General features: G+C 62.6%; 20 protein-coding genes. 4 read left to right on the top strand and 16 right to left on the bottom strand.

The window, feature by feature from the left end; all coding sequences use genetic code 11:
• Positions 1-55: 55 nt before the first annotated feature.
• The 7 genes from D0550_RS03965 to rarD all read right to left on the bottom strand — a co-directional run bounded on the left by D0550_RS03965 (position 56) and on the right by rarD (position 7,237).
• Positions 56-1,054, bottom strand: a complete 999-nt coding sequence (locus D0550_RS03965) for an N-acetylornithine carbamoyltransferase (RefSeq protein ID WP_116807812.1) — start codon at positions 1,052-1,054, stop codon at positions 56-58.
• A gap of 37 nt (positions 1,055-1,091) precedes the next feature.
• Entirely contained in the window at positions 1,092-2,261 is a 1,170-nt protein-coding gene (locus D0550_RS03960) for an aspartate aminotransferase family protein (protein ID WP_116807811.1), read from the bottom strand.
• 22 nt (positions 2,262-2,283) lie between these two features.
• A complete protein-coding gene (argC, locus tag D0550_RS03955; RefSeq protein WP_116807810.1) occupies positions 2,284-3,348 on the bottom strand; it encodes an N-acetyl-gamma-glutamyl-phosphate reductase in 1,065 nt (354 codons plus the stop codon).
• Positions 3,345-4,427: a hypothetical protein gene (locus D0550_RS03950; protein ID WP_116807809.1), complete on the bottom strand. Its 1,083-nt coding sequence runs from the start codon at positions 4,425-4,427 to the stop codon at positions 3,345-3,347. Before D0550_RS03950 ends, argC begins: the two co-directional genes overlap by 4 nt.
• 41 nt (positions 4,428-4,468) lie before the next feature.
• Positions 4,469-5,692: an argininosuccinate synthase gene (argG, locus tag D0550_RS03945; RefSeq protein WP_116807808.1), complete on the bottom strand. Its 1,224-nt coding sequence runs from the start codon at positions 5,690-5,692 to the stop codon at positions 4,469-4,471.
• A 63-nt stretch (positions 5,693-5,755) separates the two neighbouring features.
• Complete coding sequence (locus D0550_RS03940; protein WP_153067023.1) at positions 5,756-6,211, bottom strand: arginine repressor; 456 nt, start codon at positions 6,209-6,211, stop codon at positions 5,756-5,758.
• 105 nt (positions 6,212-6,316) lie between these two features.
• Positions 6,317-7,237 carry an EamA family transporter RarD gene (rarD, locus tag D0550_RS03935; protein ID WP_116807806.1) on the bottom strand — a complete coding sequence of 307 codons (921 nt, stop codon included), beginning with the start codon at positions 7,235-7,237 and terminating at the stop codon, positions 6,317-6,319.
• Positions 7,238-7,290: 53 nt separating this feature from the next.
• On the opposite strand from rarD, the gene D0550_RS03930 reads away from it, so the two are divergent.
• Positions 7,291-7,980, top strand: coding sequence for an NUDIX hydrolase (locus D0550_RS03930; RefSeq protein WP_206606076.1), 690 nt, complete (start codon positions 7,291-7,293; stop codon positions 7,978-7,980).
• Positions 7,981-7,983: 3 nt separating this feature from the next.
• Here the strand turns inward: D0550_RS03930 and D0550_RS03925 are convergent, their stop codons facing one another.
• From D0550_RS03925 to D0550_RS03905, 5 genes are all read right to left on the bottom strand, one after another.
• Positions 7,984-11,754, bottom strand: a complete 3,771-nt coding sequence (locus tag D0550_RS03925; RefSeq protein WP_116807805.1) for a translocation/assembly module TamB domain-containing protein — start codon at positions 11,752-11,754, stop codon at positions 7,984-7,986.
• Positions 11,754-13,487, bottom strand: coding sequence for an autotransporter assembly complex protein TamA (locus tag D0550_RS03920; RefSeq protein ID WP_206606075.1), 1,734 nt, complete (start codon positions 13,485-13,487; stop codon positions 11,754-11,756). Before D0550_RS03920 ends, D0550_RS03925 begins: the two co-directional genes overlap by 1 nt.
• A gap of 31 nt (positions 13,488-13,518) precedes the next feature.
• The gene (locus D0550_RS03915) at positions 13,519-14,364 is read right to left on the bottom strand and encodes an NRDE family protein (protein ID WP_116807899.1); all 846 of its coding nucleotides are present in this window, start codon (positions 14,362-14,364) and stop codon (positions 13,519-13,521) included.
• Positions 14,365-14,437: 73 nt separating this feature from the next.
• The gene (gene nudC, locus D0550_RS03910; protein WP_116807803.1) at positions 14,438-15,391 is read right to left on the bottom strand and encodes an NAD(+) diphosphatase; all 954 of its coding nucleotides are present in this window, start codon (positions 15,389-15,391) and stop codon (positions 14,438-14,440) included.
• Positions 15,392-15,403: 12 nt separating this feature from the next.
• Positions 15,404-16,024, bottom strand: a complete 621-nt coding sequence (locus D0550_RS03905) for a FlhC family transcriptional regulator (RefSeq protein WP_116807802.1) — start codon at positions 16,022-16,024, stop codon at positions 15,404-15,406.
• A 167-nt stretch (positions 16,025-16,191) separates the two neighbouring features.
• On the opposite strand from D0550_RS03905, the gene D0550_RS03900 reads away from it, so the two are divergent.
• From D0550_RS03900 to D0550_RS03890, 3 genes are all read left to right on the top strand, one after another.
• Complete coding sequence (locus tag D0550_RS03900; protein ID WP_116807801.1) at positions 16,192-17,022, top strand: hypothetical protein; 831 nt, start codon at positions 16,192-16,194, stop codon at positions 17,020-17,022.
• A 167-nt stretch (positions 17,023-17,189) separates the two neighbouring features.
• Positions 17,190-17,555, top strand: coding sequence for a type II toxin-antitoxin system RelE/ParE family toxin (locus D0550_RS03895; RefSeq protein WP_116807800.1), 366 nt, complete (start codon positions 17,190-17,192; stop codon positions 17,553-17,555).
• On the top strand, positions 17,552-17,875 hold the full coding sequence (locus D0550_RS03890; protein WP_116807799.1) for a helix-turn-helix domain-containing protein: 324 nt from the start codon (positions 17,552-17,554) through the stop codon (positions 17,873-17,875). The genes D0550_RS03895 and D0550_RS03890 overlap by 4 nt, the downstream gene beginning before the upstream one ends.
• A 25-nt stretch (positions 17,876-17,900) precedes the next feature.
• Here D0550_RS03890 and D0550_RS03885 read toward each other — a convergent pair whose 3' ends face one another.
• The 4 genes from D0550_RS03885 to D0550_RS03870 all read right to left on the bottom strand — a co-directional run bounded on the left by D0550_RS03885 (position 17,901) and on the right by D0550_RS03870 (position 23,386).
• Positions 17,901-19,073: a DNA polymerase IV gene (locus D0550_RS03885; RefSeq protein WP_153067022.1), complete on the bottom strand. Its 1,173-nt coding sequence runs from the start codon at positions 19,071-19,073 to the stop codon at positions 17,901-17,903.
• Complete coding sequence (locus D0550_RS03880) at positions 19,070-19,513, bottom strand: DUF4399 domain-containing protein (RefSeq protein WP_116807797.1); 444 nt, start codon at positions 19,511-19,513, stop codon at positions 19,070-19,072. The genes D0550_RS03885 and D0550_RS03880 overlap by 4 nt, the downstream gene beginning before the upstream one ends.
• A 168-nt stretch (positions 19,514-19,681) precedes the next feature.
• A complete protein-coding gene (locus D0550_RS03875; RefSeq protein WP_116807796.1) occupies positions 19,682-22,159 on the bottom strand; it encodes an acyl-CoA dehydrogenase in 2,478 nt (825 codons plus the stop codon).
• Positions 22,160-22,408: 249 nt separating this feature from the next.
• On the bottom strand, positions 22,409-23,386 hold the full coding sequence (locus D0550_RS03870; protein WP_116807795.1) for a malate dehydrogenase: 978 nt from the start codon (positions 23,384-23,386) through the stop codon (positions 22,409-22,411).
• Positions 23,387-23,710 lie beyond the last annotated feature (324 nt).

The following is a 23,710-nucleotide window of genomic DNA, read 5'->3' as shown; positions in this document are numbered from 1 at the left end:
CAATTTTCCTTGGAAATGACTGATGATGGGGGACTGACGAGCGAGCAGAACAGGATCAGCCGCGCAGCAGCCGATAAAGGACTGCCATCTGCACGACCATGCGGTTGAACGCTTCACGGATGACCACGCTGCGCGGGCCGTCCAGAACTTCGTCGGCGACCGCGACATTACGCCGAACTGGAAGGCAATGCATGAAATGACAGCCAGGATCCGCCGCCCGGAACCAGCTTTCCTTGACGCACCAGTCGCTCAAAGGTTCGCGCAAGCGCTTGTCGGCCTCGTCGTCGCCGTAGTGCTGTGGCGAACCCCATTCTTTGGCGTAGATCACGTGCGCGCCGTCGAGCGCTTCGGCGCGATTGTCCGTTTCACGTACGGAACCGCCCGACGACTGCGCGGCCTGTCGTGCTTTCTCCATGATGGGCCCGGGCAACGCGAAACCTTCCGGACGCAACACCACGACTTCCATGCCGCGCATCGCCGCCATGTGCACCGTCGATGACGGCACCGCCAAAGGCAGCGCGCGAGGATGATTGGCCCAGCTCAACACGAACTTGCCTCGCTCGGGCACGCGCAGTTCATCCATCGTGTGCCAGTCGGCCAGCGCCTGGCAGGGATGGGCCATCGCCGACTCCATGTTCACCAGCGGCTTGTCACAAAGGTCCGCCATCATGCGGAAGCCGGTCTCGGCCAGATCGCTGGCGAGGTTGCGATGTTCGGCAAACATGCGAATGCCGATAGCGTCGCAGTACGAAGCGAGCACCGGCACCGCTTCTCGCACGTGTTCGGCAGCGGCGCCATTCATGATCGCGCCCGAGCGCGTTTCCATCTGCCACGTGCCCTGGCCCGGCGTGATGACGACGGCGGTGCCGCCCAGACGCATCATCGCGCTCTGGAACGAAGCCAGCGTGCGCAGCGAGGGATTCAAGAACAGCAAACCGAGCACCTTGCCCGCCAGTGCCTGCGGCTGCGGTGTCGTTTGCAGCCGAGCGGCGAGGCTCAGCAGGTCCTTCACGTGCTCGCGCGGCAGATCGCTCAGGTCGAGAAAACGATTCATGGTTATTGCTCGATGAGTTTGCGACTCATGCGATGAGTCATTTCGGCAGTCGGGCCAGTGCCGTGCGCAGCAACTCGACGTGCTCACTTTCCAATACGAACGGGGCCAGGATTCGCAGGACGTTCGGATCGGCGCTGGTGCCCGTGAGGATGTCGAGCTTCAACAGCTCCGCCTGCACGTCCTTCGCGGGACGCGAGGTGCGCAGGCCCAGCAGCAAGCCGGCGCCCTGCGAGCCGATGACCGGGCCGACCATGCAGTTCTGGCGGATCTCCGCCGAGCGCTGCTGGACGTTCTTCAGCAACCCTTCCGATTCGATGATGTCGACCACGGTCTCGACGATGGCGCAGGCCATCGGGCCGCCGCCGAATGTCGTGCCCAGCGAGTCCATTTTCAAATAGGGCGCAACATGATCCGCCACGAGCATCGCCGACACCGGGAAGCCGCCGCCGAGCGCCTTCGCGGTCGTGATGATGTCCGGCGTCACTTCATACATGTTGGCCGCGAACGGATGGCCCGTGCGCCCGAAGCCGCACTGGACTTCATCGAAGATCAGCACGGAGCCGTTCTCGCTGCAGCGGAAACGCAGTGCCTGCAGAAACTCCTTGGGCATGTCGACTGCGCCAGCCACGCCTTGCACCGGCTCGACGATGACCGCCGCCGTTTGATCGTTGATCAGTGTGCTGAGCTCGGCCGCGGTGGTCGTCGGCTTGATGAACTTCACTTCGAACGGCGTGTTCGGGAAGCCATACCATTTCTTGTCCGCGCCCCAGGTCACGGCGCCAGCAGCGGCGGTGCGGCCGTGGAAGCTGCCTTCGACCGCGATCACCTGCGTGCCGCCGGTCATTTTGCAGGCGAGCTTGAGTGCGTTCTCGTTCGCTTCCGCGCCCGAGTTCACAAAGAACACGGTGTCCAGACCGAGCCCGCAGAAGTTCGCCAGCCGGGTGGCCGCGCGACGACGCACGTCGAGCGCAACGGCATTGCTCTGGAAACAAAGCGACTTCGCCTGCTCGGTCAGCGCTTCGACCCAGCGCGGATGGCCATATCCCAGCGCCGCCACGGCGTGACCGCCATACAGGTCCAGCACTTTGCCGCCGTCCGGCTTGTGCAAGAACACGCCGCGCGCGTCCGTGATCTGCAATGGGAACTGCGCGTAAACAGGCGCGAGATGATCGGCAGGTGCGTTCGAAGTCGTAGTAGCTGCGTTCAAGGTGTTGGCACTCTTCTAAGCGTCAGGTCCAGCCGGCCGCCGGCGTCAGCAAGCCAGTCGTTTCGTCCAGGCCGAACACACGATTCAACCATTGCATCGCGCCGCCGGCAGCGCCCTTCACCAGGTTGTCGATGGCGCACATCACGGCGATGGAATCCCCATGGGCCGCCGCGCTCAGGAACGCGTAGTTGCTCGCTGCCACGTCTTTTACATGAGGCATCTCGCCGACGACACGCACGAAGGTCTTGCCGGCGTAGAAGCCTTGCAGCGCTTCGATCAATTCAGGGGTCTTGATCGGCTTCACGGCCTTCGCCTGCATCGTTACATGAATGCCACGAGCGAACGGGCCGGAGTGCGGGACGAAGTTGAACTCGGCCTGCACCTGCGAGGCGACTTGTGCCAGCGCCGCGACTTCTGGCGTATGTCGATGCGCCAGCGGGTTGTACGCGTACAGATCGCTGTGCCGCTGCGGATGATGCGTGCCCGCGCCGGGCGTGCGACCCGAGCCCGTGCTGCCAGTGATGCCACTAGCAAACAGACGCGGCTCGACCAGGCCGAGCGACAACAGCGGCACACTCGACAGCAACAGCGCCGTCGCAAAGCAGCCTGGGTGCGCCACATGTGGCGTCGTGAGCTTGTTCATGTGCTCCGGCACGGCGCAGCTGAACTGCGCGATTCGATTCGGCGCACCGTGAGCATGTTTGTACACCGCTTCATATGCCGCCGCCGAGCTGTAGCGGTAGTCCGCGGAAATATCGATGACTCGCGGCTTCGTGCCTTTCGCTTCGGCGGCGGTGAGGATGTCATCGATGAGCTTGGCCGCCACACCATGCGGCGCAGCCGACACGATCGCCGATGTCGGCAGTGTGCCCACCAATTGCTTGACCGCTTCCAGGCTGGAGAACTTCAGCTCGGGATAGACCGGAGCGAGGTGCGCAAAGAACTTCGCCACCGACTCGCCGGGCTGGCTGTCCGAAAGAATGGCTTTCAGCTCCAGGCGCGGATGACCGGCGATCAGACGCAGCAGCTCACCCGACACATAGCCGGTGCCGCCCAGAACAATGACTGGAATCTTCGCGTCGCTCATTCTTCGGTCACTTCCACTTTGGCCTTCGGCTGCAGCTGCAACGAATCGATCACACAGTCGCCGAGCTTGGCGCCATCGGTAATGGCGTTGAAGGCCGGCACGCCGAACTTGTCTTTGATGATGTTCACGCCGACCGCGTTATCCGTCGCCGGGCCCGTGACGACCGACGGCTCGATGCCGAACTGTTCGCGCAGCAGCTTCACGCCGCCCCACGCCGCGACCGGATCGTTCGCCGACAACACGACGGACGTGAGCGCAGTGCGAATGTCTGGCGACGACAAGATCGCTTCGACGCCGTACGCGCCGAGGATGCCGTCACCCAGCTCGAACACGATCACATCGGGTTCGCCTTGCGCCATTTCGGTCAGCAGCGCACGCGTGATCGCCGGGCCCGTCTTCGCCGTGGTCGTGACGACGCCGAGATCGGTGAAGATCATGCTCTTGCGAGCGCCGGCGTCTTCCATCGCGAGAATGTCACGACGCAAAGAAACGCCGGTGGCCTTGAACGCATGCACGTTCAAGCCACGGTGCCGCATGCGAGCAACGATGGCGCACGCCGCTGCCGTTTTGCCCGCTTCCATACATGTGCCCGCGAGCGCCACGACAGGCACATTCCGCGTGTTCACAGCGACGTTGTAGTCCAGGCGGCGATAGCCGATGCGCGCCGGCACGCCGATGCGCTCGCCCAGATACGGGAACTGCAGCACCACGCCGATGACCTTCGCATTGAACGGCGTGCCCTTTTCCGGGTTCACCGATTCAACCACGCCGAGCACGCCGCCGATGTTCAGCACCTGGATGATGTCGCCTTCCTTCACCGAGGTCGGCAGATGACCCGAGTAGCCGAACAGCGCCTGGCGATGACCGAGCGCGCCGACGATTACATCGCCCTTGGAGACCTTGGCCATGCGACCGCTGGTCAGCTCGAGCGTGTTGTAGTTCGACTTGTTGTTGAGGATCTCGACAACCAGCACCACGCCTTCCTCGCAAGGAATGTTGTCCGTGGCGACACGCAACTCATGCCCCAGCTCCAATGCCTGGGTAATGGACGCGATCTTGTCGACGACTACGGTTTTCATGGCTGTGTTCGTTGCACCTATTCAGACGTTGAAAGAAACAATCAAGCTTTGTCCTGCCCAGCACGGGTCCAGAACATGCCGGGCAGGCCGACCATCTTCGAGAAGCCCAGCGCATCGGCAGCGGTCCATTCGCCGGCCGCTTCACCATAAACGCCCTTCGAGGCGGCCATGATGGAGTACGGGGATGTCACGCCGGCGACAAACGCGTTGCCCGGGTGGAACTGCACCTTCACTTCACCGGTGACGCGCGCCTGCGAATTCACGAACAGTGCTTCCATGTCACGGCACACCGGATCCAGATGCTGGCCTTCGTGCACCAGATCGCCGTACGGGCCGGACAACATTTCTTTCACGCGCTGCTGACGGCCAGTCATCACCAGCTTTTCCAGCTCGCGATGCGCGCTGAGCAGCACTTCGGCGGCGGGCGCTTCGAACGCCACGCGGCCCTTGGTGCCGATGATGGTGTCGCCCAGGTGAATGCCGCGGCCAACGCCGAACTTCGCGCCGATCGCCTCGACCTTCTCGATCACGCTGACCGGATCGAGCTTGACGCCATCGAGGCTCGAAGGAATGCCCTGCTCGAAGCCGATAGTGTGCGTTTCCGGCGCCTGCGGATTCGAGAACGCATCCTTCGACAGCACCCACGCGTGATCCGGAATGCTGCCTTCGGACGTCAACGTCTCTTTGCCGCCGATCGTCACGCCCCACAGGCCGCGATTCACCGAATAGGCGGCACCGTACGGCGGGATGGTGAGATTGCGATCCTGCAGATACTTCAACTGATCGGGGCGCTTGAACGCCTGATCGCGCACTGGCGCGAGAATGGTCAGCTCGGGCGCGAGCGTGCGCAGCGCGACTTCGAAGCGCACTTGATCGTTGCCGGCAGCAGTGCAGCCGTGAGCGATGACCTTCGTGCCGAGCTTCTTCGCGTATTCGGCAATCGTCTGCGCCTGCATGACGCGCTCGGCGCCGACGCACAGCGGATACATCTGGCCGCGCTTCACGTTGCCCATGATCAGGTACTTGATTACCTGCTCGAAGTAATCCTTCTTCGATTCGACCAGGATGTGATCCTTCGCGCCCAACGCACGTGCGCGCTGATCCAGCACCTTCGCGGCCTCGGCGTCGATGCCACCCGTGTCGACGGTCACCGTAATGATGGGCCGCTGGTAGTTTTCCGAGAGCCACGGCACCAGGAATGACGTGTCGAGGCCGCCGGAGAAGGCCAGCAGAATCGGTTCGTTGCCAGGAGGAAGTGTGCTCATGCTCGTTTCCGTATCAAAACAATAGCCGTCGGTGTTGGGGGTAGGCGCGCAGCCGCGTGCTGCTCAGATGCCGAAGATGCCGCGGAGTCGTTCGCGCAGCTGCTTCTGATCCTTCGGCTCGTCGGTCGCGATAAAGATCGTGTCATCGCCGGAAATGGTCCCGACCACTTCGGGCCAGTCCGAGCTGTCGATGGCGACGGCCACGCTCTGGGCCGCGCCGGTCATGGTCTTCAGGACCGTCAGCGAGGGGCCCGCGGTCTTGATCTCGAGCACGAACTTGGCGACGGCTGCGAACGGATTGTTGGTGACGGCCGCATCCTGGGCGGGAAGGATGTATCGGTCGCCGGCTTTGGCGACACCGAGTTCGCGCAGGTCGCGGCTGACGCTCGATTGGGTCGCGTCAAAGCCTTGTTTGCGCAGGACTTTTACCAATTCGTCCTGGTTGCGCACGGTCGACTCTCCGATGATCCGGAGAATCGCGGCGCGGCGCGCGACGGATTGATGAATCTCTGCAGCCATGTCGTTCCGAACGCCCTCTTCGAGGCGCAACGGCGCTCAACGCGCCGATGCATAAAAAGGCGCGCATGGTGCATAATTATGCACGGGCTGTCAATGACGGTTGGGTCAGTCCCGGCGGCGCGCAGCCAACAATCCGTCCAGGGCGAACACCGCGAGCGCCGTCCAGATCATTGCGAACCCGATCACTCGAGGCCCGGTGAACGGCTCGCCGAAGATCAGCACCGCACATGCCAGCTGCAGGCTGGGCGCGATGTATTGCAAAAGTCCGACGGTGAACAGCGGGATGCGACGCGCACCCACCGCGAACAACACCAGCGGCACGGCGGTCAGCGGCCCGCCCAGTAATAGAAGGAGAGTGGTCCCGAGCGACCCGGTGCTCATCGCGCCGCCGCCTGTGAGCTCACACCACAGCACATAACCGGCTGCGAACGGCAGCAGCAACAGCGTTTCGCCTGTGAAGCCGGGCAGCGCTTCGACGTTGGCGGTCTTTCGCACCAACCCGTAGAGCGCAAAGCTCAATGCCAACGCGATCGACACGTACGGCGGTTTGCCCGCCGCCCATGTCAGATACAGCACGCCGGCGGCAGCGATCGCTACGGATAGCCATTGCAGACGATTGAGTCGCTCGCGAAAACACACCACGCCGAGCGCTACGTTGACCAGCGGTCCGATGAAATAGCCGAGGCTGATTTCCACCACATGGGCAGTGGCGATGCCCCACATGAAAATGAACCAATTGATGGCAATGAACGTCGCCGACGCACACAGTCTGAGGCGAACTTGCGGATCGCCGAGCGCATTCCACGTCTGGTAGGTGTCGCTGCGCACCGCCAGCCAGCCCAAGCCGACCAGACAGCCCCACAACATGCGATGGGCCGTGATCTGCAGCACCGGGATGGTCTGCAGCAGCTTCATATATAACGGCATCAGCCCCCACATCAGGAAGGCGGAAATAGCGGCGGAGAGGCCGCGGCCGTCGATGCGTTGAGCGGCGGAAACAGCCTCGGGCTGTGCGGGAGCGTTCATGGACGGGGGACAGTCAGCTTCGGCGGCAAAATGATAGTGCAGCACGCCCTGGCATGTCGGTCTTTCTGAAGTTGCGCGAGCCGCGCTGGCGCGAGAAGCTTCCGATCCGCCAACAAGTCCAAGTTGTCACTATGTCCGTGCTCGATCTTTCACGACGCCTGCTGGCGCTGTCGCAGACCGGTCTGCATTTCTCACAGGAAGAATATGATCGCGAGCGTTACCGCGAGATGGCACAGATCGCCGGCGAGCTGCTGGCGCTCGAGTCGGAGCTGACGCCGGACCAGGTGCGCGCCACCTGGATGGTCGAAGACGGCTACTCGACACCCAAGGTCGACGTGCGCGGCGCCGTGTTTCGTGGCGATCAAGTGTTGCTGGTCAAAGAGCGCGTCGATGGCAAGTGGACGTTGCCCGGCGGCTGGGCGGATGTGAACGACACGCCGTCGCAGGCCGTTGAAAAAGAGATCGAGCAGGAGTCGGGTTTCACCGCACGAGCCGTCAAGCTGGCCGCAGTCCACGACCGCAACAAGCACAATTATCCGAAGTTTCTGTTCCACATCTGGAAATTGTTCTTCATCTGCGAAATCACCGGCGGCGATTTCCGGACCAGCTACGAAACCACCGATGTGAAGTTTTTTCCGCTCGACCAGCTGCCGGAGCTGTCGACCGGCCGCACCACGGTGGCGCAGATCCAGTGCGCGTATCGGCACCACCTCGATCGCTCGCTGCCCACCCAGTTCGATTGAACGCTACTGCTCGATCGTGTATTCGAGATCTGCGCTCTGATTCAGACCGGACTCGGTCTTGAACACCCACTTGTCGCTGATCGTATAGCGTAGCTTCAGGGTGTTGATCGATTCTGTCAGCGAGATGCCGTAGCTGATGAACAGCCGGGGCGAGAGGAACTTGCCGAGCACCAGCGCCGTATTCGAAGTGCCGTCGGTGCCGAGCGAGCTTTCGACGCCCACCTCTTCCAAACCGAGTCGGCGGCCGATCTGCGAAGCGAGCAGGCCGCCGCCCTGCATGGTCAAAGTATCGCGAGCCGAAGTCATGGTCGCAGTGTCGCTGCGGCTCATCGAATCGGGCGCCTTGCCGGTCAATAGATAAGTGACGATCTGAGTCTGCGGCATGGTCGGATCGGAGAAGAACGATAGCCGCGGCTGTTGCAGCGTGCCGCGCACATTCAAGCCCACGGTCACGGTCTCGATCTTGCGGCGGGCTTCGATGTCCAATCCCGGATCGTCGAGCGGTGAGGCTTCGAACAGCAACTCGCCCTTGTTGATATCGAGCTTCTGGCCGTACGCCTCGTAACGTCCGTCGACGACGCTGAGCTCGCCGCGACCGGTCGGAATCTCGCCCGTGACCACGGTCGTGCCCACGCCGCCAGTCAGCCTGCCTTGCAGGCCGAAGGCGTCGACGCGCACGTCGTCGCCGATCGTGACTTTGATTTCGCTGCGCACGACAGTGCGGCCGGCGCGCTCCGCTTCGGTCTCGTGAACGTACCGAGCATCGTCCGATGCGCGCACCGCGCCGGAAATCTGGTTGGGCTGCACGCGTGCGCTCGGAATCAGTACGTCGCCGGCGACATTGACCTGATTGCCGTCGATGGCGAAGCGCAGGTCGGGCGAAGCGACTACCCGATACTCGGGCAGATCGGCCACGAGCAAATTACTGCCTCGCAGATGCAGGTTGCCGCGCGACTTTCCTCCGCTCCAGGTGAATCTTCCGTCCGCCTCCAGCTCGCCTTCGCCGGCGCGACCGGTGCCGCGAAAATCCAGGCCGTTGCTCGCCAGGTCGGCGACCACATTCAGATTGCGTAACGCGAAGTTCACGCGATACGAATCCAGCTCGCCATTCGCCAGCTCGAGGCGGCCGTTGATTTCGGGCTCGGCGAGCGTGCCGTGAATGTTGGCATTCGCGGTCAGTAGACCCGCCGCGTTATCTACTTCGGAGAACAGCAGCGGCAGAATGTTCGCGTCAGCCGCGCGTGCGCGCACGTCACCGGTCAGCGGCAGATGCAGCAGGTCGTTGCGCTCGTTTCGATCCAGATGCGCATTGGCGAACACATAGGTATCGGTGAACGCCTGCACGCCGAACGAGAAGTCGATGCGCTCCGGCTTGGCGGTGGCGGCCAGACCGCCCGTGCCCAGGTTCAATGTTTCGGGCTCGGCGCCCTTCGGGCGATAGACGATGGCAGCATCGATGATGCGCATACCCGCTTCGCCCTGCCACGGCTGATTGGGCGCGCCGAACGCATGCACACGGCCTTCGATGCGCCCGCCGTACTCCGCCTCTTCACCCGCAGGCGGCAACAGCAGCGCCAACGGAATCTCATAACCAGACACCGTGCCTTCCCACGACCCGGCACGTCGCCACTTGCCGCTGGCGCAGATGCGACCGGCGCCTGCAATCAAACAGAAGTTGTCGAGCTGCGCCTGGTCGCCCGATGCCATGATCGTCGCCGGCTCGGCGATGGCCAGCTTGTCATCGGCTTTGCCGGTCACGAGCTTCGTAGTCGTGACCGTCGCATTCCACACCTTTTGATCGTAAGTGCCGGCGATCTGCATCTCCGCGCTCGGTGGTGTATCGCGAGGTGTCGCTGCGGCCCCGGTGACATTCATATTGAGGCGATGATCGAGCGCCGTGCCTTCGCCGCTGAGCTGCAGGCTCTCGACGATCGGTTCGCCGGCGCCGAGCCGGCGGGCGGACGCGACCAATCGCGACGGCGACTGGCCGCTCGCGTCGATGTCGCCGTTGATCGTGAGCTGACCCGCCTGCCATTGCTCATAGCGGATGTCGTTAGCAGTCAGCTCGCCGGTGATGTGCAGAGACTTCAACGGTCCACTGGCGCTGCCTTTGGAGACAATCCTGCCTTTGGCTCGCGGCAGCAGCCGATCCAACGACGGCGCATCCAACGACCAGCGCGCTTCGATCGTTTCTTTCCAGATGCCATCCAGAGACAGGCGTGCATCGGCGAGGCCGACGCTGGCGTGTCTCACGGTCCAGCCTCGACGATCTCTTTGCACATAGCCCCGGCCACGCAGCGGTTCGCCTCGCAACGTGCCGTGCAGCTCGCTGACATCGGCGATGAACGACGCTTGCTTATCGAAGCCTTCGCCCGAGGCGTTGGCCGTCATGTTCACGCTGCCGGGAAAATCTTTGAACAGGCCGGCTGGATTCACATTCGTTGTTTGCGTCGCGAGTCGCCAGGCGCGCGGCTGGTCGAATTGCAGCTGGCCGTTGCCGGTCAGAGATCCTCCCAATGCATTCACGGAATAGCTCGCCACCGTGACCTGCTCTTTGGAGATCACGCCGGTGGCCGAGCCTGCACCGGACGGAAGGTTCGGCCCGGCCAGGCTCGTCGTGACGGCAAAGTCATACGGCAACGGGCCGCGCAATGTGCCGTCACCGCTGGAGCTCGTGACGATCGCTTCGCCTCGCAAGGGCCACTGCAGGCTTTGCCATTGAGCGGACAGATCGAGCGTAGGGGCCGCGCCGTCGAAGATCAGCTTGCCTTCCGTTTGCAGCGCGGCTGGCGAGTCCTGCAGCTTGATGTTTGAGTCAGTGAGAAACAGCGTGCGATCCGCGTAGTGGCCGCGCGCATCGACCAGCAGTTCCTGCTCGTCGATCTCCGGCACGCCGACCAGGCCTTTGGCATGCACACCTTGCGGGTTGAACTCGAAGTCCAGGGCGATATTCCGAAGCGACAGCGGCGGATTGCTCAACCAGGGATCGAGCAGGAACTGCGCGGAAGTCACCTTGCCTGCAATGTTCCAGCTGTCCTCAGGGCGGGTCATCACGGCGGTGGCGACGGCCGCGCTGGGCTTGAGCATTTCGCCCTGGATATTCAGCACATCGATGTTGCCGTCGACTGAGCCTTTCAGGTCGAGGTCCACATCTGGCAGGTGCAGCAGGCCGCTGACGTTGCCTGCCAGGCTCAGGGGGACAGCCACTGTAGCCCCGGCCCGCAGCAGCACGTTACCCGTGGCATCGAAGAGGTCGGAATCGACGGCGACATCTCTGGCCCGCAAGCGAGTCGAGGTGATCGTCGCGCGGCCACGGACGGTTTTCGCCTCGATGGCGGTGCCGTTCATATGTACATAGCGCACGTTGGTGAGCTCGACGTTGTGCGCGTCGACGCGTAGCCACGCCGGCAGGAAGCGTGTCGGCTTCGTGCTTGGCGGCAGGTCGACATCGTGCAGCTCGACCAGCGACTCTCGGGCAGTCACCGACCCGGCCCGCAATGTCTGAATCAATAGACCCCGAAACTGCGGGTCGATGACGATGTCGTTCACCAGCACGTGCACGCGGGGATGATTCAGCTCGAAGCGAGCGACGCGCAGCGGTCCGGACAGCGTGCCCGACACGCCTTCGATCTTTACGTCGTAGCGCTCCAGACGCCACAGTTGACCTGCAATGATCTGCAGGCCCGCCTCCGAGTACATCAGCATGGCGACGAATGCCACCGGTACCAGCAGGATGATCGCGACAATGATCAGGATGAGGCGCGTAGTACGCATCAAAACTGGGTCGCGATGTAAAGATGAACCCGCGGGCTGCGCCCGGGTTCGGACAATGCCTGCGCCACGTCCACGCCGAAGCTGGCGACGGCGATGTTGTAGCGGGCCCCCAGGCCGGCTGAATATTGCAGCTCCGGCTTGCGGAACTCGTCGAAGGCGTTGCCGAAGTCGTAGAACGCTGCGATTCCGAAATTGCGCGGCAGATCGCGAACCACCTCGAACGTGCCGGTCGCAAGATTGCGTCCGCCGACGGTGCGGCCCTGGTCGTCCTTGGGTGACAGCTCGTTGAGGGCGAAGCCGCGCACGCTGTTCTCACCGCCCGCGAAGAAACGTTGCGAGGTCGGCAGGTCGGACGTGGCGGCGATGCGGCTGATGCCGAGCTCGCCGCGTAGATGCAGATGCCACAGCTCGGTTATGTCGAAGATGCGCTCGCCCTTCATGCGCAGCTGCAAGAACGAGGCATCCGAGCCCAATGTTTCAGGCGAGCCGCGCAATTCGGCCGCAAAGGAGTAAGGACGCCTGCGGCTGCCGATGATGTAACTGGGCAGCGTCGAGAAACCGACGCTGGGCACGATATAAAAGTTCGTGCTCGAGGTGCCGTCGGCTTCGATACTCTCTTCTTCGGCGACCGCGACTCTCAGCACGCGCTGCCAGCGGCCCAGCACCTGCGTGAGACCGGCACTGACTTCAGCTCGTTTGGAGCGAGTGTCGCCGAGCTCCTCGTCGCGCAGCGTGCCGGTGAACTCCAGTTTTTCCAGCGCGATGTCCATGACCGGCACGATGTAACGACCGGTGAGGTCGGTGACGATCGACGAGCCCAGCAGCTCGAGCTTGAACTTGTGGCCGTCCTGGTTGACGCGTCGATTGTCCCAGGTGAACTTGCCCCGCGCTTTGGTATCGGTGCCATAACCGACGGCGGCTGCGTAACGATGTTTCCTGCTCGGTTCCGCCGTGACCGTCATGGGTACGGTGCGCGTGACCGGATCGGGATCGCCGCTCTCGATGTCGACCACCGAGAAGTACTGTGTGTCGTCGAGCACGTACTGCGTTCTGAGCAGCGTGTCGAGTGTGTATGGATCGCCGGGATGCATGCGTAACAGGCGGCGCATGGCTTCGTCGGTGATCACATCCTGAGCGATGTTGATCTCGCCGAACAAATAGCGCTCGCCCGTGTCGGCTTCGAGGTCCACATTGGCACGTCGCTCGGCGCGATCGATCACCAGGTCATGCCGCGTGATTCTGGCTTCGAGATAGCCCTCCTGCTTGGCCACGCGCACCAGGTTGCCTTTGACTCGGTCGTAAGTGCCGTGATTCAGGCGCAGGCCGGGCTTGATCTCCTGCTCGGCGAGCAGTTCGCGAATCGCGCGGTCGTTCGCGCCAGGTCCGACTACATTGATGTTCACTTCCGACAGACGCACCGGCCGGCCAGGCTGGATGTGAATGGTCACCCTCCAGAGGTCGCCTTCCTGCTTCACCTCGTAGGTGACCTCGGGCTCGTAGAAGCCGAGAGGCTCGAGGGCCTGCCGCGTCTCGGTGACGATGCGCCGTTGCAAACGGCTCATGACTTCGGGGGTGACGTCGTCCCGATCGGCGTAGCGCGTGAGACTCAGGAAGGCGCGAACGTTGGTCTCGATCGCGTCGCTGACTTCGGGAATGGCGACATCGATTTTGGCAGCCGCTTGCAATGGCAACAGCAATGCCGTCGCCAGCATTCCAGTCGCTATCGCACGCATCCTCGCTGTCACGAGAGCGCCGCTCGGTAAGCTATTCCGGCGAGGAATCGAACGAAGTGTCGGTCGCCACGGTCTCGTCGGGATCCTCGGCTTCGAACCACACCTCGGGCACCTCGGCACTAGTGAACTCGAAACGTGAGTTGCCGCTTTGGATGCCGGCGGCATCGAAGCGGCGTTCCTGAAGGATCGTGCGGCCGGTGCGCTCCACCAGCAGTACGCTGGAGCAGCGCGTGCCGTAGCGCTCGTTCACGATGAATGGCGCGGACACCACGCGTTCCCAATCCTCGGGCAAGCCTGTGGATGGCAGGTCGGAGCCGCTGGCCTGCTCGCGATCGCCGAGCATGGTGAACAGATCTTCCGGCGAGATTTCCGGCTGGGACAGCAAGGCGTCGAACCGCGCGCGCGTGCGCGCCAGCTTGGGCCACGGTGTGTCGAGCAGATGATTGCTCAACCCGTACACGCCCGGCGCCAGCGCCGTGGGGTTCGGGCCACGATTGGAGAAGTAGTAGAGCGCGCGGGTACCGCCGACCAGCAGGTTGAAGCCCGAGTAGCGAGGCGCCGCGCCGCGCAGGTCGTCCAGGAATTCCTTTGGGGAGGTGGCGCCCGTGAGGAAGCGCGGGATCAGCTGGCCGCGCGATGGCGCGTTTTCCACCGGCGCCTGCAGGTCGCGATAGTTCGTTACGACGCCGAACCGTCCCGAGCGGGCCACGCCGAGCCAGGTGCCGCCAGCTTTCAGGTCCCGCCCGCCGAGAATGCGCGCGTCGTCCTGCCACCAATTCAGCGGCGCGGCCGGACGGTCATGAAACTCGTCGCGGTTGCCGGCGAGGATCAAGCGGTAACGAGGGTGGTGTTTCCAAGCGAGGACGAGCAGGCACATGGCGAGGGATTGTAGTGCAGCAGTTCCAACGGTGGATGAATGCGCGCTGAAAATAGGCGCATGGGTGGCGCGGTCAGCGGCGTGGGAGTTGCCACATCCGTACGCCGGGCTCCTCGCGCAGTGGGCGCTCCGCGCCTGAGTCGTACCAGTCCTCGACCAGCCGGAAGGAGATCGAATGGGTGATCGGCAGCGCGACCGCCCCTCCCGCGATCTCCTCGCGGGTCCACCAGCGTACGTCCTCTAGCTCGTCATCGACTCGCGAGATATCCGTGCTACGGGCGTATGCCGTGAACCCCAACATGAGCGATGACGGGAACGGCCAGGGCTGCGACGAATGGTAGTCCACCGCGCCCACGTCCACGCCGGTTTCCTCGTGCACTTCGCGCACGACGGCGTCCTCCAGGCTCTCGCCCGGCTCGACGAAGCCGGCAATCGTCGAGTAGCGGCCCGCCGGCCAGCTGGCCTGACGGCCGAGCAAGGCGCGCTCGCCGTCCGTGACCAGCACAATGACTGCCGGGTCGATGCGGGGAAACTGCTGCGAACGGCAGCCTTCGTTACTGCATCTGAGCACATGACCGCCGTCGACCGCGGCGGTCGGCGAGCCACAGCGACCGCAGAATCGGTGGGTCTCGCGCCAGTGGATCATCGCCCGCGCATACGCCAGCAAGCCGGCCTCTTCGGGCGGGAGCGCGCCGGCGAGCATGCGCAGATCCTGGAAGTCCACGGTCGGGTCGGCCAGTTGCGGGCGTTCGCCCGACAGCCCGACAGCAAAAACCGAGTGGCCGCGAAACTCGCCGAGGAGCACGTAGTCGTTGGCCTCGGTCAGGCAGAGTGTCTGCATGCCGGTCACGAAGTGAGCGGCCATCAGATCGCCTTGTCGAATAATGAAGTTACGCGTTTGCCAGACCGGCACGAACCACGTCAGCGGGTCGGCTAGCGCGGCCCGCACATGCGCCTCGTCCTTACGACGGTGCGCGGCACGTTCCAGGTAGGGCCCGGCGAGTATGTTCGGCAAGCGCGACGGCATGCCTGCAGTTTATCAGCCGCGCGTTACAGCGCGTGAACTGGAGCAGGGTCGTGTAGGCGAGGCACGGTGGCCGCGCGTCTGCTTCAGTCTGCATGTCGGACAGGTGTGCCTGCACAGGTTGAATTTGTCGCGGAGGTAGTAACTGTCGCAATGTCGACAGCGCACGGCGCGCAGGTCGCCGCTGCAATTCAGCAGTCGGAGCAAGAACCACGCGTGCTCGAACGAGAAAGTTTGCGCGTTGAGCAGCTGTTGGTGTGTTTCGTAGGCGTCGCAGAACAGCCGGCCGTACTCGACTGAGTCGACCTCAGTCAGTGCATTTTCTTTCGCTCCGATATTCCGTTGCGCATGTAACAGGCCGAAGGCCGCGAAGGCGCTTGCTAGCAGTGACGACTCGAACTGCGCGCGCGTGTTTCGTACGAAGTACGTGACTTGCCGTGGTGATTTGCCGCGCCGTCGACGCACGGGCGACTCGCTCAGCTCGTGTGCATAGGAGCGGTAGAGGCGGCGAATACGATCGTCAGTGAGGCCGGTGCATTCGCGAATCGTGCACGTGCGTGCCTCGTGACGAATCATGCGGAGCGCCAATTCCTGGCGGTGGCGCTCGTGTCGATACGACTCGTTGCTGGTGTCCATGCGAACTCCTTGTTGCGCGATCCATCCGTGGTTGTTGACTTGTCTGCCGATCGTCGCAGTTTGTTTGCATCGATCGCGACGAAACGGCGCGTATAGTGTGCTCCGCCATTGACGTTCCCGTAAAGCCCCGATTAAATCGCGGGCCCATCGAATTCGCAGGAAGCGACATGTCACAAAGTCACACGGAAGGATCTTTAGTTAACGATGCAGGTGCACATCGGATCGAGGTCGAGAGCGACTCGCTCGATCGCGAAGGCGAAGCCCGCCCGCCGGTGCTCGAGCCCGCGCTGCTCGCGCGCATTCATCAACTCAACGTCGACTATTTGGAATTGCTCGTAGCCGAGTGCGATGCCGCGGGAGGCGGGACACAGCTGCAGCACATTCCGCTGCGAGAGCGCGCGGCTTTAGCGTCGTTATCTCCGCGCGCGATACGCGCGCTCGCGGAGTTGCCGTACACCCTATATTCGCTGGGTTTTGAGAGCGAACACTTCTGGGACGCGGTGTGCGCAAACGCCACGGCGTCGACATCGACGTCAGTGTTTGATCGCTACGGTGTCATGGGCGATTCCTCGCCCCAGTATGCGTTCTGTGAGCTGGCGCTGATCCACGCGTGGCATGTCGTAGCGGCGAATACGATGGCGGCTCGGGTTGTGTATGCGATGCCTTATGCGACAGCGCAGCGCCTCGCGGGTACACCGCTGTGGCAACTCAGATACATCGCTGCGAGCTACGGCGAGCTGATGATGCCTCGCTGGCCAACGAACCCAGCGTTCTGGCCAGATCTGATTCGCTTCGCCGCCAGCAACGACAAACGGCGCCTGCACACCACGCGCCTGCTGGGAACACAGTTGATCGCGGCAGAATTGGAAGTGGCCTGTGAAGTGAGCCGCCGCGATCCACGCGCCGCGGCGCTGGCATCGCCTCGGCTGCGCGCGAAGAAACTACAGATGTCACCTCGCGTAGCCTCAAACAAACAGCGGCCGAATCTATGGCGATGACTCCCGATAACTCTGTGTCGAGCCGCAGGCAAATGTAACGACTCTCTACTGCACCAGCACTCCAAGTGGAAATCTCGGATGTTATGTCGTTGTTGCGGGACGCCAGAGCCTGGGGCCCTGGCGGTCAGACCGCCAATTTGAAATCTATATCCGAACAGGTATACTCGATGCTGGAGCAACGGAAGCTGCTTTACTGGGAAGGCTCCTCGAAGAAGGACTTCAAGGAGTTTCCCGTTCCCATCCAGAAGGATATGGGCGTCGCGCTGTTTGTCGTCCAGTTGGGCGGTACGCCGGAAACGGCCAAGCCGTGGAAGGGCGTTGGCTCGGGGGTGTACGAGCTGATTGGAGATCATCGGGGCAATACGTTCCGCGCGGTCTATACGGTGCGGGTCGGCGATGCCGTACATGTGCTCCATGCGTTTCAGAAGAAGTCCAAGTCCGGCATTGCAACGCCACGGCCGGACGTGGAGCTGATTGAAAAGCGATTGAAGTCGGTGCTCGCCCGCTATCAGGCGAGCGGGAGAACGTTGTGAGTCACAAGCGAAAGCATGCCAAGGGTACCGGCAACGTCTTGGTAGACCTCGGTTTCGAGGACGCGGAGGAGCTGTCGGTGAAGGCAATCCTCGCGATGAAGCTCAACCAATTGATCGATCAGCGCGACTTGAGCCAAACGCAGGCTGCTACCATCATCGGCATGAGTCAGCCGAAGGTGTCTCAGGTCAGGCGTTACAAACTTCAGAACATTTCACTGGAGCGCTTGATGCAGGCGCTGGTGTCGTTGGATCAGCACGTCGAGATCGTTGTGCAGCCTGCTCGTCGATCACACGCGGCGGGAATTACTGTTGCAGCCTAGCCGGTTACGGTGCCGAACACGCTCGTCAGCGCGGATCGCGATTCTTCAGCGAGCTCGCGCGCGACACCGCCGTGTTCCCGAACTTGGCTCGAATGCCATCCAACGCCGCATCCAGATGCTGGTTCTTTTTCGACTCCTGCGCAGCGAACAATTCCAGCTGTGGCTGCGCAGTGAGATCCCCCGCCCCAACGCCGAGCAGGCGAATCGGCGTGCGAGGCTGCGCCTTGATCCATTCGTCGAGTAGTTTCGCCGCCGCGACAGCCAGAGGCCTGGTTTCCTGGGTGGCGGGGCGAATGGCGCATTGACGAGTGTACGTCTTGAAGTCGTGACGCCGGATCTTCACCGTCACGCGCTCGGACAACCAGCCCTGCGCTCGCAAGCGGGCGGCCGTTCGATCAGCCAGCTGCGCGAGCACGGCATGGAGTTGCGAGGGATCGACGATGTCTTTATCGAACGTCGTTTCCGAAGAGATCTGCTTCTCGTCGTAATCTGGAATTACCGGGCGATCATCTTCTCCCGCTGCGCGCGCCTTCATCTGCGACGTGTATTTCCCGAACACCGATCGTAGCGTCGCATCGGGCGCGAGCCGCAGGTCACGCAAAGTAACGATGCCGAGTCGCTCGAGTAGCGGGGCCGTCTTGTTGCCAAGCCCATGCAGCCGTCGGATCGGAAGCGGGTCGAGAATCGACGTCACTTGTTCCAGTGGCACGACCACCAAACCATCCGGCTTGCGCAAATCGGAGGCAATTTTCGCAACCAGTTTATTCGGCGCGACGCCAACCGACGCCGTCAGCTGAGTCTGCTGAAGAATGAGTTCCTTGATCTGCCGCGCAATCGATTCCGCCGGCCCCAGTGCGCGCTGGCTGTGAGTCACGTCGAGGAAAGCCTCATCCAGCGACAGTCCCTGGACGAGCGGCGTGAAGCGATGGAAGATCTCGAAGACAGTGGCGGAAACCGCTTTGTATTGTTCGAAACGGGGCTTCACGCATACCGCGTGCGGGCAGCGTTTCAATGCTTCGCGCATCGGCATGGCGGAATGCACGCCGTATTTGCGCACTTCATAGGAAGCGGCCGCGACGACGCCACGTCCGCCGAGGCCGCCTACGATCACTGGCTTACCGCGCAACTCAGGATTGTCGCGCATCTCCACGGACGCGTAGAACGCGTCCATGTCTACATGCAGGATGGACCGCGTCACTTCACCGTGATCGTGATTTTCTTGGATGTCACGATCGGATCGTGCGGTACGTGGGTGAAGTCACCGAGCAGCAGCTGCAGCGTGTGCTTGCCGGGCTTGAGCTCGAGCGTCGTTTCGGTCTGGCCTTTGCCGAAGTGCACGTGATTCGCGTCGGTCGGAATCGGTGCGCCGGCGGCCGGCAGGTCCGCATCGATGATGAGGTGATGATGGCCGGTGCCGTCGAAGGCGATGCCGGCCGGGGCGACGCCCATGCCCTTCAAGCCGAACTTCACCGTCACCGGGCTGGTGACCGTCGCGCCATCCGCGGGTGCGATGAAATACACCTCGGCGCCGGCGGGCGAAGGCGTGCGCTTCACGTCCTCGGCGAAAGCGAGGCCCGCGCCGATGGAAAGAGCAGCCGCCGCGGCGAGCACGAATCGAGCCTTGAGTTGATGTTTCATTCTTGAAGGACTCCGAGGGGATGAGCGTTGACAGGTACGCTCCTGGTTCGCGTCAACCGGCGGGTCGGATGATGAATCCCACGCAAACGGAGAGCGTACACGTGAGGTGTACGTCGGTAATGTACTCGCGGCAGGAAGGCGGTGGAAGCTCCACCGCCTAGAAGAGAGTTACGCGTTGCTGACGCGAGCCTGACGCATCTCCACCGGCTGATGGCCGGCCGCCAGCTCTTCAGTGCTGAAGTCGTCGACATTGACGAGGTCCATCACGCGCCGATCATAGTCGCGCAACATCGCCGCTTCGGTCTCGGACAGGATGCCCGCCGCCAGCGCCTGCTGAATCTGTCCGGGCAGATCGAGCGCCGTGACCTTGCCGGTCTTCACGCCATCGACACGAATGCGCTTTTCCAACGGCTCGGCGGTTTCGCTCAACACCATCGCTTCATGCAACAGGCCCAGCGCATTGGTCGGTTCGACCGTGCGATAGACGCCGTCGGTCAACCGATCGCGCGTGATGGTCGGGTGCATGATTTGCTCGACCAGCCGATGGCTGAGCGGATCCGACGGCGCGTGATACGTCTGGCCGCGCGGGAAGATGAAGAGCCGCATGAAGCCCGCGAGGAACCGATTCGGGAAGTTGCGCAAGAAGCTGTGCAGCTGCTCTTGAGCCTTGTACAGCAGTGTGCGGCAGGCCCATTCGACCATCGGCAGATCCGCTTCCTGACGGCCCTGGTTCTCGTAGTGCTTCAGCACCATCGAGGCCAGATACATGCACGACAGCACATCGCCGAGGCGTGCCGACAGGCTTTCCTTCTTCTTGAGATAGCCGCCGAGCGTCAGCATCGCTACGTCGGTGGCGAACGCGAACGAGGCGCTGAAACGATTGATGTGCTGATAGAAACGTTGCGTCGGGCCCGTGTCCGGCACCTTCGAGAAGCGCGCGAGCGTCAGCGCCATCACCATCGAGCGCACGGCATTGCTGATCGTGAAGCCGATGTGGCCGAACAGCGCCTTGTCGAATTCGAGGGTGCCCTTGCGCTTGTCCTTGTCCTTGGCGGCGTTCATTTCACGCAACACGAACGGATGACAGCGAATTGCGCCCTGACCGAAGATGATCAGGCTGCGTGTCAGCAGGTTCGCGCCTTCCACCGTAATGGCGACGGGAACCAGTTGGTAACCGCGACCCAGGTAGTTCTTCGGGCCCAGGCAGATGCCTTTGCCGCCGTGAATGTCCATCGCATCGTTCGCGATCACGCGGCCGTATTCGGTGAGGTGATACTTCAACATCGCCGACGGCACCGATGGCTTCTCACCGCCATCGATCGCGCCGGCGGTGACGGACCGCGCGGCGTCCATGATGTAGGTAGTGCCGGTCATGCGCGCCAGCACTTCCATCACGCCTTCGAACTGGCCGACTGAAACATTGAACTGCCGGCGGATGCGAGCGTAAGCGCCAGTCCCGAACACTGCGGCCTTCGCGGCACCCGTCGCGCTCGATGGCAACGAGATACAGCGGCCAACCGACAGCTGCTCGACCAGCATGCGCCAGCCCTGGCCGGCCATCTTCATCCCGCCGATCAGATAATCGAGCGGCACGAACACGTCCTTGCCCTGGATGGGGCCGTTCTGGAACGGCGCGTTCAGCGGGAAGTGACGACGGCCGATGGTGATGCCTGCGGTATTGCGTGGGATCAGGGCACACGTGATGCCGTAATCGGTCTTGTCTTCGCCCAGCAATTTGTCCGGGTCGAACAGCTTGAATGCGAGGCCGATGACAGTCGCGACCGGTGCCAGCGTGATGTAGCGTTTGCTGAAGTTCAACTTCACGCCGAGGATCTCGCGGCCCTCGAACGTTCCTTTGCAGATCACGCCGAAATCCGGAATCGACGCGGCATCGGAGCCAGCGCGCGGGCCGGTCAGTGCGAAGCAAGGCACCTCTTCGCCGCGAGCCAGTCGCGGCAGGTAGTAATCACGTTGCTCCTGCGTGCCGTAGTGGAGCAGCAGTTCGCCGGGGCCGAGCGAATTGGGCACGGCGACCGTCGATGCCACCACGCCGGAGCGGCTCGACAGCTTCACGAGCACGCACGAGTGAGCGTAGGCGGAGAATTCCAGGCCGCCATATTTCTTCGGGATGATCATCGCGAAGAAGCCTTTGTTCTTCACGTATTCCCAAATGTGCGGCGGCAGATCGGCGCGACGATGCGTGATGTCCCAATCGTCGATCATGCGGCACAGCTCTTCGCACGGACCGTCGATGAAGGCCTGCTCTTCGGCGGTCAGCTTCGGCGCGGCGGCGGACAGCAGCTTTTCCCAATCCGGACCGCCGGTGAACAGCTCGCCGTCCCACCACACGGTGCCGGCTTCGAGTGCGTCTTTTTCGGTTTGTGACATCGACGGCAGCATGCGTCGATAGGTGCGCAGGAACGGGCGCGAGATGAAACGAATGCGCAGTGCGTCGATGTTCAGGAATACCAGCACTGCGAGCACCGCCCACAGCACGACCAGCCAGGCGAACGAGGGATCGCCAAACCAGCCATAGGCCAGCAAACCGCCGCCATACACCAGCGTCGTGGTCAGTAACGAAGCGCGGTTATAAGCGAGCGTCAGTGCGCCAAGCACGAACACCAGGAACCAAATCACGCTGCTCACGATGTGAACCTCTTGAAAGCTGTGCGCGAGACAAGCCGGAAGAGGTAGCGAAAGCTTCGGTCGGAATGTCCGACAGTGTAGTCACGGCATGCTGTGTCGCGCGGTGCCGACGACAGTAACTTGCGCGGCGTACACCGGCAAGTCGGGCATGGCGCTAAAGGACGCATAAAAGAAAACGGCGAACGCATCGGGTGACACGTTCGCCGTCCTGTTTTATTGCCGGGGCCAGGCCCTGCGGCAGTCAGAGACTCAGATCAGCTCTTTCACGCCGTCCTTCTCTTCCAGCAGTTCCTTGTGAGTGGCATCCATGCGCGCGCGGCTGAAGTCGTTGACCGACAGGCCCTGCACGATCTGGTAGTCGCCGTTCTTGCAGGTCACCGGATAGCCATAGATGACACCTTCCGGAATGCCATAGCTGCCGTCCGAAGGGACCGCCATGCTGGTCCAATCGCCTTCCGGCGTGCCCAGCACCCAGTCGCGGATGTGGTCGATGGCAGCGGAAGCCGCCGAAGCCGCCGACGACTGGCCACGAGCCTTGATGATGGCCGCGCCGCGCTGCTGCACGACCGGAATGAACGTTTCGGCGTACCACTGCTGATCGACCAGCGACAGCGCCGGCTTGCCGTCGACGGTGGTCTGATGCAGATCCGGATACTGAGTGGCCGAGTGATTGCCCCAGATGATGGCTTTCTTGATCTGCGTGTTGTGACTGCCGGTCTTCTCGGCGAGCTGCGACAGCGCGCGGTTGTGATCCAGACGAACCATCGCGGTGAAATTGCGAGGATTCAGGCCAGGCGCGTTGCGCTGAGCGATCAGCGCGTTGGTGTTCGCCGGGTTGCCGACGACCAGCACGCGCACGTTGCGATTTGCGACCGCATCGAGGGCCTTGCCCTGTGCCGAGAAGATCTGCGCGTTGGCGAGCAGCAGGTCCTTACGTTCCATGCCCGGGCCACGCGGACGCGCGCCGACCAGCAGCGCCACATCGCAATCCTTGAAGGCGACCTTCGCGTCATCGGAGGCGACGATCTTGTTGAGCGTCGGGAACGCGCAGTCGTTGAGCTCCATCACCACACCCTGGAGCGCACCCAGTGCCGGCGTGATTTCCAGCAGGTGCAGGTTGATCGGTTGATCGGGGCCCAGCATGGCGCCGGAGGCGACACGGAAGGCGAGGGCATAGCCGATCTGACCGGCGGCGCCGGTGATGGCAACGTTGATGGGCTTTTTCATGGGCCGCAGCACTCCAAACGACAACTGCATCGATAGGGGCGCGGATTCTAGCGTTTCCAGCACCGCTGCAGGCAGCAACGCGGCTATTCATCCGGTGAATGCAGCCTTCGCGCCGCGCGTCGGCTGTGGGGTTTTTATCAATTGATTGAATCGTCTGGTAATTTCCCCTCAGGTCGCGCAGGAACGAGGTCCGACGACAACGCTGGTCATGAAATTCGCGAAACGGCAGTAGGGGTTTTGTGAAACTATTTCGGTCCTTGGGACGTTGGGTCAAGTTGTAGCCAGCTGTGCGCCGCAGCTTTTTCTCGTAGGTCGCTATCGAGT

Source organism: Steroidobacter cummioxidans, from assembly GCF_003104955.1.
The sequence above is the reverse complement of the archived record's forward strand: the minus strand, read 5'-3'. Positions and strand labels throughout refer to the sequence as shown.

Coding starts and splice junctions, on each gene's coding strand:
- D0550_RS03920 (WP_206606075.1), bottom strand. CDS start 13,487: ATGCGTGCGATAGCGACTGGAATGCTGGCGACGGCATTGCTGTTGCCA.
- D0550_RS03965 (WP_116807812.1), bottom strand. CDS start 1,054: ATGAATCGTTTTCTCGACCTGAGCGATCTGCCGCGCGAGCACGTGAAG.
- D0550_RS03925 (WP_116807805.1), bottom strand. CDS start 11,754: ATGCGTACTACGCGCCTCATCCTGATCATTGTCGCGATCATCCTGCTG.
- D0550_RS03870 (WP_116807795.1), bottom strand. CDS start 23,386: ATGAAAAAGCCCATCAACGTTGCCATCACCGGCGCCGCCGGTCAGATC.
- D0550_RS03950 (WP_116807809.1), bottom strand. CDS start 4,427: ATGAAAACCGTAGTCGTCGACAAGATCGCGTCCATTACCCAGGCATTG.
- D0550_RS03940 (WP_153067023.1), bottom strand. CDS start 6,211: ATGGCTGCAGAGATTCATCAATCCGTCGCGCGCCGCGCCGCGATTCTC.
- D0550_RS03900 (WP_116807801.1), top strand. CDS start 16,192: ATGTCACAAAGTCACACGGAAGGATCTTTAGTTAACGATGCAGGTGCA.
- D0550_RS03930 (WP_206606076.1), top strand. CDS start 7,291: ATGTCGGTCTTTCTGAAGTTGCGCGAGCCGCGCTGGCGCGAGAAGCTT.
- D0550_RS03895 (WP_116807800.1), top strand. CDS start 17,190: ATGCTGGAGCAACGGAAGCTGCTTTACTGGGAAGGCTCCTCGAAGAAG.
- nudC (WP_116807803.1), bottom strand. CDS start 15,391: ATGCCGTCGCGCTTGCCGAACATACTCGCCGGGCCCTACCTGGAACGT.
- D0550_RS03915 (WP_116807899.1), bottom strand. CDS start 14,364: ATGTGCCTGCTCGTCCTCGCTTGGAAACACCACCCTCGTTACCGCTTG.
- argC (WP_116807810.1), bottom strand. CDS start 3,348: ATGAGCGACGCGAAGATTCCAGTCATTGTTCTGGGCGGCACCGGCTAT.
- argG (WP_116807808.1), bottom strand. CDS start 5,692: ATGAGCACACTTCCTCCTGGCAACGAACCGATTCTGCTGGCCTTCTCC.
- rarD (WP_116807806.1), bottom strand. CDS start 7,237: ATGAACGCTCCCGCACAGCCCGAGGCTGTTTCCGCCGCTCAACGCATC.
- D0550_RS03880 (WP_116807797.1), bottom strand. CDS start 19,513: ATGAAACATCAACTCAAGGCTCGATTCGTGCTCGCCGCGGCGGCTGCT.
- D0550_RS03905 (WP_116807802.1), bottom strand. CDS start 16,024: ATGGACACCAGCAACGAGTCGTATCGACACGAGCGCCACCGCCAGGAA.